The organism is Marinomonas aquimarina, from assembly GCF_900089755.1.
Lineage (GTDB): Bacteria > Pseudomonadota > Gammaproteobacteria > Pseudomonadales > Marinomonadaceae > Marinomonas > Marinomonas aquimarina.
Genome location: NZ_FLOC01000005.1, coordinates 76,063 through 90,385, shown reverse-complemented (window position 1 = coordinate 90,385; position 14,323 = coordinate 76,063). Strand labels below are relative to the sequence as shown.

General features: G+C 48.8%; 10 protein-coding genes. 6 read left to right on the top strand and 4 right to left on the bottom strand.

Annotated elements, in window-relative coordinates:
- From cydB to MAQ5080_RS05705, 4 genes are read left to right on the top strand one after another with little or no spacing between them, the layout of a single operon-like run.
- On the top strand, positions 1 to 1,137 hold the full coding sequence (gene cydB / locus MAQ5080_RS05720) for a cytochrome d ubiquinol oxidase subunit II (RefSeq protein WP_067206776.1): 1,137 nt from the start codon (positions 1 to 3) through the stop codon (positions 1,135 to 1,137).
- 44 nt (positions 1,138 to 1,181) lie between these two features.
- Complete coding sequence (gene cydX / locus MAQ5080_RS05715) at positions 1,182 to 1,298, top strand: cytochrome bd-I oxidase subunit CydX (RefSeq protein WP_055463284.1); 117 nt, start codon at positions 1,182 to 1,184, stop codon at positions 1,296 to 1,298.
- Positions 1,299 to 1,340: 42 nt separating this feature from the next.
- The gene (cydD, locus tag MAQ5080_RS05710) at positions 1,341 to 3,065 is read left to right on the top strand and encodes a thiol reductant ABC exporter subunit CydD (RefSeq protein ID WP_067206773.1); all 1,725 of its coding nucleotides are present in this window, start codon (positions 1,341 to 1,343) and stop codon (positions 3,063 to 3,065) included.
- On the top strand, positions 3,031 to 4,701 hold the full coding sequence (locus MAQ5080_RS05705) for an amino acid ABC transporter ATP-binding/permease protein (RefSeq protein ID WP_067206770.1): 1,671 nt from the start codon (positions 3,031 to 3,033) through the stop codon (positions 4,699 to 4,701). The genes cydD and MAQ5080_RS05705 overlap by 35 nt, the downstream gene beginning before the upstream one ends.
- 71 nt (positions 4,702 to 4,772) lie before the next feature.
- Here the strand turns inward: MAQ5080_RS05705 and MAQ5080_RS05700 are convergent, their stop codons facing one another.
- Positions 4,773 to 5,033 carry an HP1242/YdcH family protein gene (locus MAQ5080_RS05700; protein WP_067206767.1) on the bottom strand — a complete coding sequence of 87 codons (261 nt, stop codon included), beginning with the start codon at positions 5,031 to 5,033 and terminating at the stop codon, positions 4,773 to 4,775.
- A gap of 365 nt (positions 5,034 to 5,398) precedes the next feature.
- Between MAQ5080_RS05700 and MAQ5080_RS05695 the strand changes: the two genes are divergently transcribed.
- Together MAQ5080_RS05695 and MAQ5080_RS05690 are read left to right on the top strand one after the other, a co-directional pair.
- Positions 5,399 to 8,374 (top strand): NAD(P)-dependent oxidoreductase, encoded by a 2,976-nt coding sequence (locus MAQ5080_RS05695; protein WP_067207017.1) that lies wholly within the window; start codon positions 5,399 to 5,401, stop codon positions 8,372 to 8,374.
- Between the two features lie 115 nt (positions 8,375 to 8,489).
- A complete protein-coding gene (locus MAQ5080_RS05690; protein WP_067206765.1) occupies positions 8,490 to 9,620 on the top strand; it encodes a glycerate kinase type-2 family protein in 1,131 nt (376 codons plus the stop codon).
- 85 nt (positions 9,621 to 9,705) lie between these two features.
- Here the strand turns inward: MAQ5080_RS05690 and MAQ5080_RS05685 are convergent, their stop codons facing one another.
- The 3 genes from MAQ5080_RS05685 to rnt all read right to left on the bottom strand — a co-directional run bounded on the left by MAQ5080_RS05685 (position 9,706) and on the right by rnt (position 14,262).
- Entirely contained in the window at positions 9,706 to 12,924 is a 3,219-nt protein-coding gene (locus tag MAQ5080_RS05685) for a DUF748 domain-containing protein (RefSeq protein ID WP_067206762.1), read from the bottom strand.
- 164 nt (positions 12,925 to 13,088) lie between these two features.
- Positions 13,089 to 13,469 carry a YbaN family protein gene (locus MAQ5080_RS05680; RefSeq protein WP_067206760.1) on the bottom strand — a complete coding sequence of 127 codons (381 nt, stop codon included), beginning with the start codon at positions 13,467 to 13,469 and terminating at the stop codon, positions 13,089 to 13,091.
- Positions 13,470 to 13,593: 124 nt separating this feature from the next.
- Positions 13,594 to 14,262, bottom strand: a complete 669-nt coding sequence (rnt, locus tag MAQ5080_RS05675; protein ID WP_067206757.1) for a ribonuclease T — start codon at positions 14,260 to 14,262, stop codon at positions 13,594 to 13,596.
- Positions 14,263 to 14,323: the final 61 nt, after the last annotated feature.

Sequence of the window (14,323 nt, the reverse complement as noted above, 5' to 3'; positions counted from 1 at the left end):
ATGGATTACGAAATGCTGAAAGTCATCTGGTGGGTATTGGTTGGCGTATTGCTAATCGGCTTCGCCATCACGGACGGCTTTGATATGGGCGTTGGCTCGCTTTTGAATGTCATTTCAAAGGACGACTCAGAGCGCCGTATTATGATCAACTCGATTGCCCCTCACTGGGACGGTAACCAAGTATGGTTTATCACCGCAGGCGGTGCCTTGTTCGCGGCGTGGCCAGTGGTGTACGCGACATCCTTCTCGGGCTTTTACTTTGCAATGATCTTAACCTTGGCGGCGTTGTTCTTCCGTCCGATTGGTTTTGACTACCGTTCGAAGCTTGAAGGCACTAAGTGGCGTAAAAACTGGGACTGGGGCATTGGCTTTGGCTCTGCGGTGCCACCCATCATTTTCGGTGTGGCGTTTGGTAACCTGTTGCAGGGCGTACCCTTCCAGTTTGATGAGTTCCTGCGGGTAACTTACACCGGCTCATTCTTTGCGCTGCTTAATCCGTTTGCGATCCTATGTGGTTTGGTGAGCTTGCTAATGCTTGTGACACAGGGTGGTGCTTGGTTGCTATTGAAAACCGAGGGCAACTTATTTGCCAAAGTGCGTAAAGCAACCATGGTGTCAGGTGTTTTAACGGCGGTGTTGTTTGCGCTAGCCGGTGTTTGGCTGGCTTACGGTATTGATGGCTATGTGATCACCAGCGAATTCAATGGTAACGCTGCCATGACACCGCTAATGAAAACAGCAGAAGTGCAAGCGGGTGCTTGGTTGGCTAACTACAGTGTCTTTCCAGCTCTGATTTTGGCACCAATTGTTGGTATTGGCGGTATGTTGCTAGCTGGCCTGATGGGTGCAGCGGGCCGTGGTGGCATGGCCTTCCTACTATCATCGCTGGGTATTGCTGGCATCATCATGACTGCGGGTGGCTCTATGTTCCCATTCCTAATGCCGTCTTCTACTTTCCCAAGTATGAGCCTGACGATGTGGGATGCGACCTCCAGTGAAACCACACTGATGATCATGTTTGTGGTGGCCTGTATCTTTGTGCCAATCGTATTGTCCTACACTGTATGGAGTTACTTTGTGATGTTTGGTCGCTTGTCCAAAGAGCACATTGCGAAAAACTCTCATTCACTTTACTAAGATGCGTAGGGGTAGGGAAACCTACCCCGTTATAAGGAGTCATTATGTGGTATTTTGCTTGGGTGTTGGGTGTGCTACTTGCGTGTTCATTCGGCATCATTAATGCGGTCTGGTTAGAGTTCTCTGGCTACGATGGCGAATCTCCAGAAGATTCAATGTAAGACTTAAAGGTTAATCACCTTAAATGATGAAAGGCTATTGCGATGCGCAAACCGGTTAAGACGCCAGAACAGCAATTTCTTTTCGACTTGCAACAGGCCGAAAAGGGACGCTTTCAAGCAGTAAAATGGTTAGGGGTCTTAATCGCGTTAGCGATCGTGGCGCAAGCCTTAGGTTTGGCAACGGTGTTTGCCGAGCTGGTTCTTGAGGGGCGCTTCCCCCTCGAGGCCGCTGCCTTAGCGGGCGGTGCTTTTGTATTAAAGGCGGTGTTGCAGTTCTGTCGTGAACAAATCTGCGCCACCGCCAGTCGTAATATTCGTTTTTCTCTGCGCCAACGACTGATCGATCATCTAACCTTCTTAGGGCCGAAGCGTCTTGAGTTGGATGAAGACGCAGGCTTGTCGACCCGTGTCTATGAACAAGTGGATGCATTGGACGATTATTTCAGTCGTTATGTACCGCAAGTTTTTCTCGTGACATTCGTGCCACTGACCATACTGTTTTCTGTATTACCCGTGTCATGGATAGCGTTTGCTATTTTTGCCTTCACAGCGCCCTTAGTGGTCTTCTTTATGATCCTAGTGGGTCATAAAGCGGCCAACGCCAACCGTAAACAGTTCCAGGTACTGTCGCTGTTATCCAATCAGTTTATGGACTTAAACCAAGGTTTAGCAGAGCTTAAACGACTCGAACAGACGGACAGCGCACGCGAGCGCCTAGCATTGACGGCCAGTGAATATCAGAGAACCACCATGGGAGTGTTGCGCTTGGCCTTCTTGTCCACCGCGACCCTCGAACTTTTTTCTTCTGTCGCCATTGCCATGGTGGCGTTGTATCTCGGTCTGGGCCTGTTAGAGCAACTGCCTTGGCAGGTCGGTGTCGCACCTGTCAGTTTGTTAGCGGCTTTTTACTTATTATTGTTGGCCCCTGAGTTCTATTTGCCATTGCGACAATTGGGCAACGATTACCATGCTAAACAAAAAGCCGAAGCCGCGGCCACGCAAATCGCCGAGGTGTTAGCGCTGACCCATGCAGACAGTTGTGACCTGGCTGCCACAAACGATCCTGCTGCATCCGCTGCACAAGCCTTGCCTTTGATCGAATTCAAAGCGTTGCATTGGTCTAATGGCGGGCGGGTACGTTTGGCAAATCTGTCAGCTCAGATTAACCCGCGAGACCGAGTTTGGTTAAGAGGCCACTCAGGTGTTGGTAAGTCCAGTTTGATGGCCATTTTGCTGGGCTTTGAACAGCATTTTCAAGGGCAATTCCTCATTGAAGGTCAGCCGCTACGGCCGACTGAAATGGCGGCCTGGCGACGTCGTTTAGCCTGGTTGCCGCAAACCCCAGAATGGGTGCAAGGCACGATTCGTCAAAATCTGGAATTAGGGGTGGGGCACTGTACCGATGACGCCTTAAGAAATGCCTTGATCAAGGCGCAATGCTGGGATTTTGTCGGCAGTTTACGTTTTGGTTGGGATACCGCGATCAGTGAGGCGGGCACTGGGTTATCGGGTGGGCAAATGCAGCGTTTGTCCATTGCGCGAGCGTTATTAAGCCAAGCTGACATTTGGTTACTGGATGAGCCGTGTTCCAGCTTAGACAGCGAGACCGCAGAGCAGGTCTTGAATACACTTGATGAAGCCAGTTATGGCAAAACCGTATTAATCATCAGCCATGACACGCACCCTGTGATCTGGGCGAATCAGCAATGGCTTATGACTGAGGAAGGTGTGCATGTCGAAGCGCAAACCCCCATTACTTACGTTTAAATCCCTATTGCTGGAAAACCCGTTTGGGTTATTAGTGGCGACCCTGATCGGTATCGTTGCCAGCTTGGCGGCAGTAGCGTTATTAGGCATCTCCGGCTGGTTCCTCTCGGCGGCTGGATTGGCGGCTGCCAGCGGCGCCGCATTGAGCTTTAACTATTTTACGCCGGGGGCGTTGGTGCGTCTGATGGCGATATTACGCACCGCTGGACGTTATGGCGAACAAGTCTTTTCCCATGATCATTTATTAGGCCTGTTACGCAGTTTGCGCTTGTGGATTTGGGATCAACGGGTCAAAACACCGCTGAATTCGGTTTATCGTCAGACTCGTGGGGATCTGTTACAGCGCCTAGTGGGCGATCTAGACATGATTATTAAGTGGCCGTTAGCCGTGATCATGCCGTGGTTGTATGGGCTGCTGGGGTGTCTAGCCTTGTTGGCTTTGGCGTCTTTCGTAGAATGGCAACTTGCTGCGCCAGTGCTGGTATACAGCGTGCTGCAGCTGGGGCTGGTGTTATGGCTGGCGAATCGCAAAGCTCTGCCTAGCGTATATCGCATGCAGGCGTTGTCGGTGCATCGTCGCAGCCGCTTTATGTCGGTATTCTCTGCTCTGATTACCTTGACGATTCGGGGCCATTGGCAGCATTACAGTGATCGCTTAGCGGTGTTGGATACGCGACAAAAGACGCTGCAGCAAGGTTTGCAGCGCGTCATCTCCATGCAGAAGCTCATTAGCCAAGGCTTATCAGGCGCTTTGATCGTGGCTGTGTTGGCGCTGTGCTTGGTGTGGACGGAGCAGGGCGTGGTATTAGCCGCTGAGGTAGAGGCGACTTGGTTAGTCGCCCTAGTGCTAGCAGTGCTTGGTGTGAATGAGTTAATGCAGCCCCTTGCGAACTCGGTTCTCTCTCAAGGTCAGTCTAAAGTGGGGCTAAAGCGTTTAAATCAATTGGCCGTAAACCAGCCAACAGACACGCTTGAGTTCGGTCCGTTGCCCAGTGCCGAGACGCTAGAGTTGCGCAAGTTTGTCGGTTTCCATGATCATTTGTCTTTGCTACATTTGCCGAAACTGTCGCTACAGATCCAAGCTGGGCAGCGCCTGCGTTTGACAGGACCGAGCGGCGTCGGCAAGAGTACTTGCCTAGCTGCGCTAGCGGGAGATTTACCCTACCGTGGTGAAGTGTTGCTAAATGGGCACTGTGTGAGCCTTACGGATCATCCTAAATGGCGCAGTCAAATAGCTTACTTAGCCCAGCAGTCAGTGATATTTCAACAAAGTCTGGCGTCGAATTTACGCCTTGGTAATCGCCAGGCCAGCGATGAGCAATTGTGGGAAATCTTGCAGTTATTGGGCTTAAAAGAGTGGGCGGAGGCGTTGCCGAATGGCTTGGATACATTGTTGGGCGCTCAGGGACGGGATATCTCCGGTGGCCAAGCGCGTCGCATTTGTTTGGCAAGGGTGATGTTGCGCGGCGCCCAAGTGATGATTTTAGATGAACCGTTCGATGGCTTAGACAGCACTAGTATTCAACGTATTTGCGACGCTCTGGAGCGCTACACATTCCGCCCCAAACTGCTTATTTACGTCAGCCACATCGATACACCGCTGGATTTGCAGTCGCGTCATCTAGAGCTTATTTAGAGCGGGGCAGCGCCGACAAAAAAGCCCACTTTAAATAGTGGGCTTTGCTATCTGGATAGTAGCACTAGTGCTTAAGCGGTCGCTTCAGAGTCCTTGGCTTTACGCAGCATGTCAAACATAGTGTCTTTCAAGTGCAAACGTCGCTTTTTGAACTCTTCTTCTTCCATTGTGCTGGCGAGCACAATCTCTTTTTCGATGTTTTCAATTTCATGAGTGAGGAAGTGGTACTCCTCGAACAAACGACGGAAGTTCTCATCGTTCATTTTCAGTTCGTGAATCTGATCTTTGTACTCAGGCAGTTCATTAACTAGACTATGGTTTTCAATTGGCATGGTCGTTCTCCTTGTTTGTCCTCTATACCCTTAGAGTACGCTTCTTGCGATTGAGGTAAATTGATTTTAGTCACTTGTGGATTAAATGCATTATTTTGACGTTTTTAGTCTGGTTGTAGATTAAATGCATAATTTTGCCGTTTTCAGGTAACTATTACCCATTTAAACAATATTAAACTGAATGACTAGTTCATGTATTGAATTGATGTACGGCATTCTCATAAGGCGAGCATCTGTTAGATTTGAGAGCGTTGGAGCAATCGAAGTAGTTTGTTTCAGCGAAAAGCCAACGAGCTATTGAACTGACAGAACAAAATAATACGCCAGTACGTATGCATTTTAACTATCTTGCAGGTAACACGTTTATGACTTCTATTGAGCAAATTAAAGCCGCTCGCGAAAGTGCGCTTTCTCTAACTCAAAACGGCGCTCCACAGGCCACTAGCAACCAATTCTTTGGTGTAGGCCCTATCACAGACATGACATTGAACGAAGTTGATGCTCGTCAGCTACGTTTTGAATTCGATGCATGGTTAGAAGAGAACTACCCGAAACTGGACGATAAAGGCAACCGCATTGGTAGCTTCACAACTGCTGAAATCGGCCGTGGTATGCACCGTGGTTACCCAGCAGATAAAGTCCTAAACGACATGATGCGTGAAATCCACCGTTACTTCGGCTTCCCTAAAGCGAACAGCATGGCTGTTGGTCTAGGTGGTGGTCACAGCGGTTTCACAGCAGCAGCTCTACACCTAATGACTGCAAACGATCCGTCTCAGATCGTATTTGTTGATACACCAAAGCCTGAATCAGAAGAAGGCAAAGCTGGTGGTTTCTTCCGTCAGTCTTGGGGTACTCAGCTAACAGAGCTTCAGCGTTACGCTGCGAACGGTGACGAAAACCGTATCCTTTTCGCAGAAGGCGAAGGCGCGATCCCAAGCGCTTCTTTCCTACTAGAGAAAGGCGTTAAACTATTCTTCGGTGTAGGCCACGAGACAACTGGTGCGACTACTTACACTGAACAAGAAATCCGCAACCTACTTGAGTGGGTTGATGCGAACCCAGAAGAACACCACGCGGTAATCGACGCGACTTCTCTTCTAGGCGCTATGCCTTGGTCAAAAGAGCTAGTAGATGGCGTGTTGACGAAATGTAACATGTTCATGCCGTTCCAAAAGGCAATCGGTGGTATCTCTGGTTACTTCATCGTATCTCTAACTAAGCCAGCACTTGCGCGCATCAATGCGAACCAAAAAGATCCAGCATGGGCGATCCCACGTCAGCTAAAAATTGCTGTGCCACGCGATGCAAAAGCACCGCTATCAAGCGAAAAAACCACTGATCTTGGTCCGATCTACGACGCTGAAAAAGATCAAATGTTGGGTGGTATCATCAACACATTCAGTACGCTTGCGTTCGCAGAAACAACATTCGCTGTGCTACGTAACGAGCGCATGATCGGTGATGTTTACACACTAAACGAACGTTCTGCTGCAAACCGTGTGATCGTTAACGAATGGATCGCTAACAGCGACCTATTTGAATTGGGTGTAGAGAATTCTGATTCTCGTGGTGCTGCAGTTACACTTCTTAAAGTAACTGACAAAGACATCACTGATGCAGACGTGCACAACCGTATCATCGTGAAATCTAAGCAAATGCTAGGTTACGAAGGTATCACTCACACAGATGGTACGCATGAGAAAGGCCTAGACGTTGCACGTTACGTGAACGCATTCCCAGGTTCTCCAGGTGACTACCGTGCATGGATCGGTGGTATCCGTCCAAACGAAGACATCACAGCACTACTAGAAAACATCCAGTACTGCTACCTACGTGCGAAAAACGCTGTGCTAGAAGAAATCCTAGCTGAGAAAGGTGAGTCTTTCGAAAGCGCTGTGTCTGCCTCTTCTTCTGCAGACGTACGTGTAGACGACGCTAACCGTGCTTACAAAGTACTGATCGCTGACCTAGTTGGCATGGTATTCGACGCTGACGGCAACGCTGACTGCTCTGAAGTGGCTGCTTACATCAAGTCTCAAGGCGGTGAGTTCCACTTCGGTTCTGTTGCTGAAGCAGGCGAGCTAGAAACTGGTAAAGTACACTTCTTCTACCAGCCAAGCCTAAGCCGTGAAGACGAGCTACTAGCGGAAACTGGCGAAGGTCAATACGACGCTGTGATCGCTGCTGCGACATTCTTCCCAGCTGAATCTAAATTCGAGCTAGGTGGCGTACGTATCGGTGCAGGTACTGGTAACATGGGTTCTGCTAGCTGGGGCGGCGGTAACGGTGAAGGTGGTGTAGCACCACTGATGAACACACCAAGCTTCAACTCTCGTGCCACTGCACAAGCAGCCATGAAAGCGCTTCTTAAAGTTCTTCCAGATCTACAAGTTTCTGCAATGCACGATCGCGTTGTTGCAGGTGACTTCGACACAGGTAAGAACCTAGCTGAATTCCCAACGACTAAGCTTGAAGGTAAGAAGCTAGCAGTTGTTGGTTACGGCAACATTGGTCGTGAAGTAGCGAAACTAGGTGCTGCATTCGGCATGAACGTTTCTATCTACGCTCGTCCTGCTCACCAACAGTGGATCGAGTCTGAAGGCTTCACTTACGCTGCAAGCATCGTTGAAGCAGCGAAAGACGCTGATGTTCTTAGCCCACACACTGGTCTAGGTGCATTCAACGCTGAAACAGGTAAGTTCGCTAACTCTGACATCATCAACGCAGAAGTATTCGCTGCGATGAACCAAGGTGCAGTACTAGTAAACTACGACCGTGGTGAAGTAGTTGACATCGAAGCTCTTGACGCTGCACTAGCAAGCGGTCAAATCAGCTACGCTGCAATCGACGCTGACCTATTCAAAGATCCAGAGACTGGTGAATTGTCTGGTCCAATGGTTCCATACCGTAACATCTACGAAAAACACGTAGGTAAGATGGAGCTTCTACCACACGCTGCAGCAGACACTGAGCACGTATCTCGTGTAGAAGGTGCTAAGCAAGCAGTTGACCAAATTCTATCTGTTATCAAGTTCCGCAAAGTAGTTAACCTAAAAGGTGATCTACCAGCTGGTTACACTGATGGCGGTGCGAAGACAGTTAACGGTGTGGGCAAAGTAAACTCTAGCTCTGTTGCGAACCTATCTGACGAGCAAGTTAAACAACTTGCTGACAGTGCGACTCAATTGGCTGCATACTGGGGTGCGATCAACGCTACTCAAGACGCAGACAAGCGTGCAGCGCTAATTGCTGAGTACACTGAAATGATGGTGTTGAACTCAAATATCTACGGTACACTACTAGCTCAGAACGGTCTTCAAGGTCCATTCGGCAAATAATAGTTAGTATCTAGTTACATAGATATCTCGATAAGCCGCATCAACGCCGTGACGTAAGTCCTGTTGATGCGGCTTTTTTATGTACTATGCCGGTAGGTAAATAAGGAGAATAGGTTTGAGTTCACTTGATAAAGAATCAGCCATTAAAATTTTTGAGTCTGCCATCGATGCTGTGGCTGGATACAACGCGACGCATCGTGCGGTATCAGCGTTTGACGGATTCCAACCAGATCAAATCATCGCCGTGGGTAAAGCGGCAAGCGGCATGTGCGCTGGTGCCTTGGCGGCGCTAGGTACGGATTGTCCAGCATTATTGGTGACTAAGTACGACCACACCGAACAAGCCATGTGGGATGCGGAAAACGTAACCGTGATTGAATCGGCACACCCAGTGCCAGATCAGCATTCTTTGGATGCTGGTAAACAAATGCTTGCGACGGTAGACGCGATGCCGTCAGGCAGCCAACTGCTATTGTTGGTGTCAGGTGGTGCTTCAGCACTGTCAGAGGCTTTGCCTGATGATGTGACGCTTGAAGACTGGCAGCAGCTGACGGATCAAATGTTGGCGGCTGGTTACAACATTGGTCAAATCAATACGCGCCGTAAAGAAACATCGCAAATCAAAGATGGCAAACTGCTGGAAAACTTCAAAGGCGCAGAAGTACGTGTGTTGGCGATTTCTGACGTTGAAGGCGATAGCATTGGTACCATCGGCTCGGGTACCGGTGATACCAAGCGTTGCCCATCTAAGTCGAGCATCGATTTGATTGCCACTAACGAAGTGGCACGTATGGCGGCCGCAGCGAAAGCGAAGGCGCTAGGTTACACGGTCAACGATAACCAAGAATGCCTATACGACGACGTCGCTGTACTGTCTGATCGTATCGGTCAAGAGCTTGCCAAAGCCGCGCCAGGTGTTTACATCTACGGTGGTGAGCCAACCGTGAAACTGCCTGAGAACCCAGGTAGCGGTGGTCGTAACCAAGCGCTTGCTTTGGGCTTAGCACAGCATATTGTCGGTCGTGATGATGTCTTGGTGCTGGTGGCAGGTACAGACGGCAGTGACGGTCCAACTGACGCTGCGGGTGGTATCGTTGATGGTTCAACGGCTGCTGATATTGAGGGTGCGAGTGACGCGCTAAAACGTGCCGATGCGGGGACTTACTTGCGTGAGCACGGTGCTATCTTTATCACAGGCCCAACCAACACTAACGTGATGGATATTGTGGTTGCAATCGTGCGTTAAGCACGAGTGGTCAAACACTAAAAAGCCTCGACCCTTTGCAGGGTCGAGGCTTTTTTTATGCTTTGCCGTATCTGTCTAAGCAGGCTTAGAAAGTAAAGGTCACATGAGGTAAGGCGTTCTTGTCTTCATCGATTGATGGTGTGCATAAGAATACCCGTGACGAGGCAATGCCGTTATCCACCAAATAGCGCTTCAGTGACTCAGCACGACGATTCGCCAATGCCAGCAAGTCGGCACGGTCTGCTTCACTTAGTAGTTGGTAGGTGATCTCATCATTGATATCACGTACCACAGAGACACCACAGGCTTTTAATTCCGCATCTTTACGATCTTTCATCAACTTAATCATCTGATCCAAGAAAGCTTCTTGCTCAGGTGCGGTAATGTCTTCCTCGTCCAAGGCAAATTGCAGGGGCTCCACACGCAAACGCAGCACTTGTTCTCCGGCAAATTGCACCAGCGTTATGACGTTTGCATAAGGAATAAAGGTTTGCATTAAGTAAGTGCTGGAGGCTTTAAATAAGCCTTGGCGAATCGGCAGCATGAAAAAGTTTTGCCAATGGAAATTGGGGTTTTCAATGTCACCTTTCATGGGCAGGTCTAAGACAATGTTGTTATCACGATTCTTTAGGGTGTCTACGGCAAGGTTTAGCGGGATGGCGCCGGCTTTAAGAACGGCATTGCTGTCTGTCTTGCCGCCAAGGTCGAACTGACGCAAGACGATGTGTGAATTGCCGTCTAACACCCCTTGATTGGATTTAAGGTTTAAGTCCATGTTCAGTTGACCGGCGTTGATATCGTAGCCTAACGCACTGGCCACATAGGGGGATATAGGAGGCAGTTCCACTTCGCGAATAGTGGCTTGCGCTTCCATGGTTAAGCGGTTGGCGGCAGGTGTCATTTTAATATCGCTATCAATGGTCGCGTATTCGCCATCTTTCGCTCTTAAAACCACATGCATTTGTTCGTTCAGGTCACGAGTATTGAGGTTTTCAATGGTTAATTGCTCAATGTCTAAAACTCGGCTAAGAGGCGGTTTGATACCGTGATCAGAGAAGATAAATTGAGACTCGGGGGATACCTGTATCTGATGTACCACGGCATAGAAAGCGGCCTCTTGCTCGGGTGTGTCAGGTTTTCCAGCTTTGGGCTCGGTTTTGTTTTCTTGCTCTGATGCTGGTGTAGTTTGCAGATAGTCAGGTAGCACCAAATTGGCAATGGAACGGTCCTCTGCGAGGGCAATCCCAGACAGTAATTTATCCAAGCTGACCTTATCAATGGTCACGCCGTTTGGCGCTAACTGAATGTTACTGGCGTTCAATTGATCAAATGCCGCCAGTGCCGGTTGAGGTTGTTCGCTATTCGGTTTCGAGGCGAGGAATTCCTGTACCTGAAACGACTCGATCTGCGCAGTGATGCCTGCATCAATCATGGCGATGTTCGAGCTATTGATCGACACATCTTTCCAGTTCAATAGGGCAGAGCCATCGCTAAGGGTAGAAGCTAGGGCCCCCAAATGGAGCTGGTTGTTTTGCACTGCCAGTTGCTCCAAGCCATTATTGTTCAGCCCTAAGCGAATCTGATCACTGTTCAGCTGCAGGGTTTGAAGTAAACCCGTTAGCGTGTTCGCCTGTTCAACGCCAAGGTTTGAAAGGGTTAAACTGTTTTGACTTGCGGCGAGCGTGCTTTGTTCATTGTTCTGCTGCCATTCGATATCACTGCTAACGGTTAACTGGTTGTAATTAACGCTGGTTGGAGGCTGCTGTTCTGCAATTTGGTTGAGTAATACACGAACGTTATCCGAGTTAAGTTGGCTCTGAGTGGAGAGTGATAGAGAGCTGTTGTCTTGCTTAATCTGCGTGTTTTCCAATGCAAGGGTCAATGTGTCTAATTGCGCGACAAGGTCGTTGCCCGAAAATTGGCCATTATTTAACGACACTTTAAATTGAGGGGCGACAAGGCTGCGATCCTCTTGCTCAAGAGTCAGCTGTATTGGTGAGCTAATGCTTAATGCCTGAAGGTCAAAGTCTTGCCCTTGCGCCAATTGCCCCACCACAGTATTGGCTGCCAGCGTGATATTGCCCGCGGTGCTGCCTGTGAAGTCACTTAATAATAATGTGGCCGTGACGTCGTTCAGTTGAGTTGTAAATTGAGCAAGTTGGACACTATTAGCACCACTTTTAAGGTGACTCTGTTCCAATGTTAGCTGTGTATCGGCTTGTTCAAGTTGTAGCGTATCAGCTGTTTTGCTTAGCTTTAGATTGTTGTTAAGGCGGAGGTTGCCAAAGTCCAAACGTTGCTCTTCGCTCTCCATACGTAGGTCATCTAATGATAGAGCGCTATTGGACTCTATTTGCAGAGTATCTGTGTCAATCATATCAACAGATAAGTCAGCAAAGCTTGTGTTTAATGATTGCCAAGTAATTGTTTGCTGTGCCTCTTCAAGGGTGAAGTCCTGGCTATCAATTGTTATCAGTGGTGCCGTAAAACTTAGCATCGGACTGTCGTTAAAACGATAGATGGTTTGAGTTTGGCCTTCTAGCTGCAAGCCATTGGCGGACAAACGCCCCAAACCGGCCGGTAAAAAGTGTGCCACATCCGTACTCGACAGTTGTAGGTTGCCCAAATTCACATCCGCGTTGACTTGCTCTTTATCAGCGCGAATATCACCTGCCAGCACAGCAGTGCCGTTATTAATAGAGGCTTCAATGTCGAAAATACCGCGCCAAATAGATGTGTCATGGGACACTTCTGTGATGTTTAGGTTGTCGATGGCGAAGCGATCATCTCCCTTCTCTGTCGTCAGATTCACTGAGGTGTCTTTGATCGAAGCATTACGAACAAAGAAGGTAGGGGGGACGCTGCCGGCTTGATCTTCTTCTGCGGTCACTTCTTCTTGCTGCGCAGAATCAGACGAATAGGTTGGGATGCCCGCTACAACCCAGCCTTCTGGTCGTTGCTCGACTTGCATGTTAAAGCCATCAATTAAGATGTGGTTGACATGAAAGGCACCCGTGAACAGGGGCCAAAAATCTAAGCCAATGCTGAGTTGTTCTAGGGTAAAGGTGGTTTGGTCCTGCTGTGAGATAGCCACATTGAATAGGCTTAAACCAATCGGAAACAGATCTGGGTTGATTTCAGCTGCGCTAAACTCTGCTTGATGCGGCTCTAGATATCGATTAGCCAACCACTTAGTGATCGTAGGGATCAGGGCCCAAAGCACAGTTAGAGTGATCAGCAACGCCACGGTCGTGATAAGTGTCTTCTTTTGCCATGGTTTTAACTGTGTGAACAACTTCGTCATAACCTACTCCTTGCTGTCTGCTCTGACAGACCTAGCCAAAGCGATGCTGATTATTAAATTGTACTTAGATGTATAGGGTGCGCTACATTCAATACTCGGTAAGTATTGTTAAAGAAATGTACTCAGATAGCGCAACCTAGAGAGCGTGTGGCCGAGCGGCATCATCAGAGCTCTTTTTCTTCGTTGCGTAATGGCATGCGTAAGAGATGAAAGCTTACCGCAGTGCCGATGAAAAACAGACCAAGTGTCGCCCAAAAGCGCCAGACAATAAACATGGACAGCAACATGCCCGCCCACATAAATAATAGTGCACGATTGCGCGCTTTTCTCGGGATACCTTGATCCGATTGCCAGTCGGAAACAATCGGCCCAAAGTATTTATGATTGAGCAGCCAAAGGTGAAAACGCTCGGAGGACTTGGAAAAACACCAAGCGGAAAGCAAAACCAGAGGAGTGGTGGGAAGTAATGGTAAAAAGATGCCGATAATGCCTGTAATCAGGGATACCCATCCTAGGATTATTAATGCCAGTCGTTTACCCGTCATAACAAGGCTCTATATTCGAATGATGTCATTACTAGCGCGCTGCACGATGGCGGCAGCGCGTTCAATCATAGCGAACCAGCAAACTTAAATGCCAGCTCTGCACAGTAGCTGAAATGCTAAAGGCCTAATTTGCTGCCCCAAATAGGGACTCCATGGTGTCGCCTTCAGAATCGGCTACCAGACTCCAGCCGCCTAAGCGTTTCCAGCGGTTAACGATTTCACAGAACAACTCGGCGGTTTTTTCGGTGTCGTACTCCGCTGAGTGCGCTTGCGAATTGCTAAAGGCAATGCCAGCCACTTGGCAGGCTTTGGCTAATACTGTTTGACCAAACGCCAATCCTGATAGGGAGGCGGTGTCAAAACTGGAAAATGGGTGGAACGGGTTACGCTTAATGTCGTTGCGATCAATGGCGGCGTTCAGGAAGCCGTGATCGAACGCTGCGTTGTGGCCAACCAAAATGGCGCGTTTACAACCTGTGGATTTCAGCTCTTTACGCACCTTGCTGAACATCTGGGTTAAGGCTTCTTTCTCAGGAAGGTCATCGCGACCCGGTGCAAATGGGTCAATACCAGTAAAATCAAGCGCTTCTTTTTCGAGGTTGGCACCTTCAAACGGCTGGATATGAAACGACATAGTTTCATGAATATACAACTCGCCATTTTCATCCATTCGTAGAATGCTAGCGGCTAATTCAAGTAATGCATCGGTTTTTGCATTAAAGCCTGCCGTTTCTACGTCGATAACAATGGGTAGGAAGCCGCGGAATCGATCTTTGATTTCGTGAGTAGACAAAAGAGAATCCTTAATTCTGCCATTACGATCAGAAATTTAATGAGTAGTTGATGGAAGATGA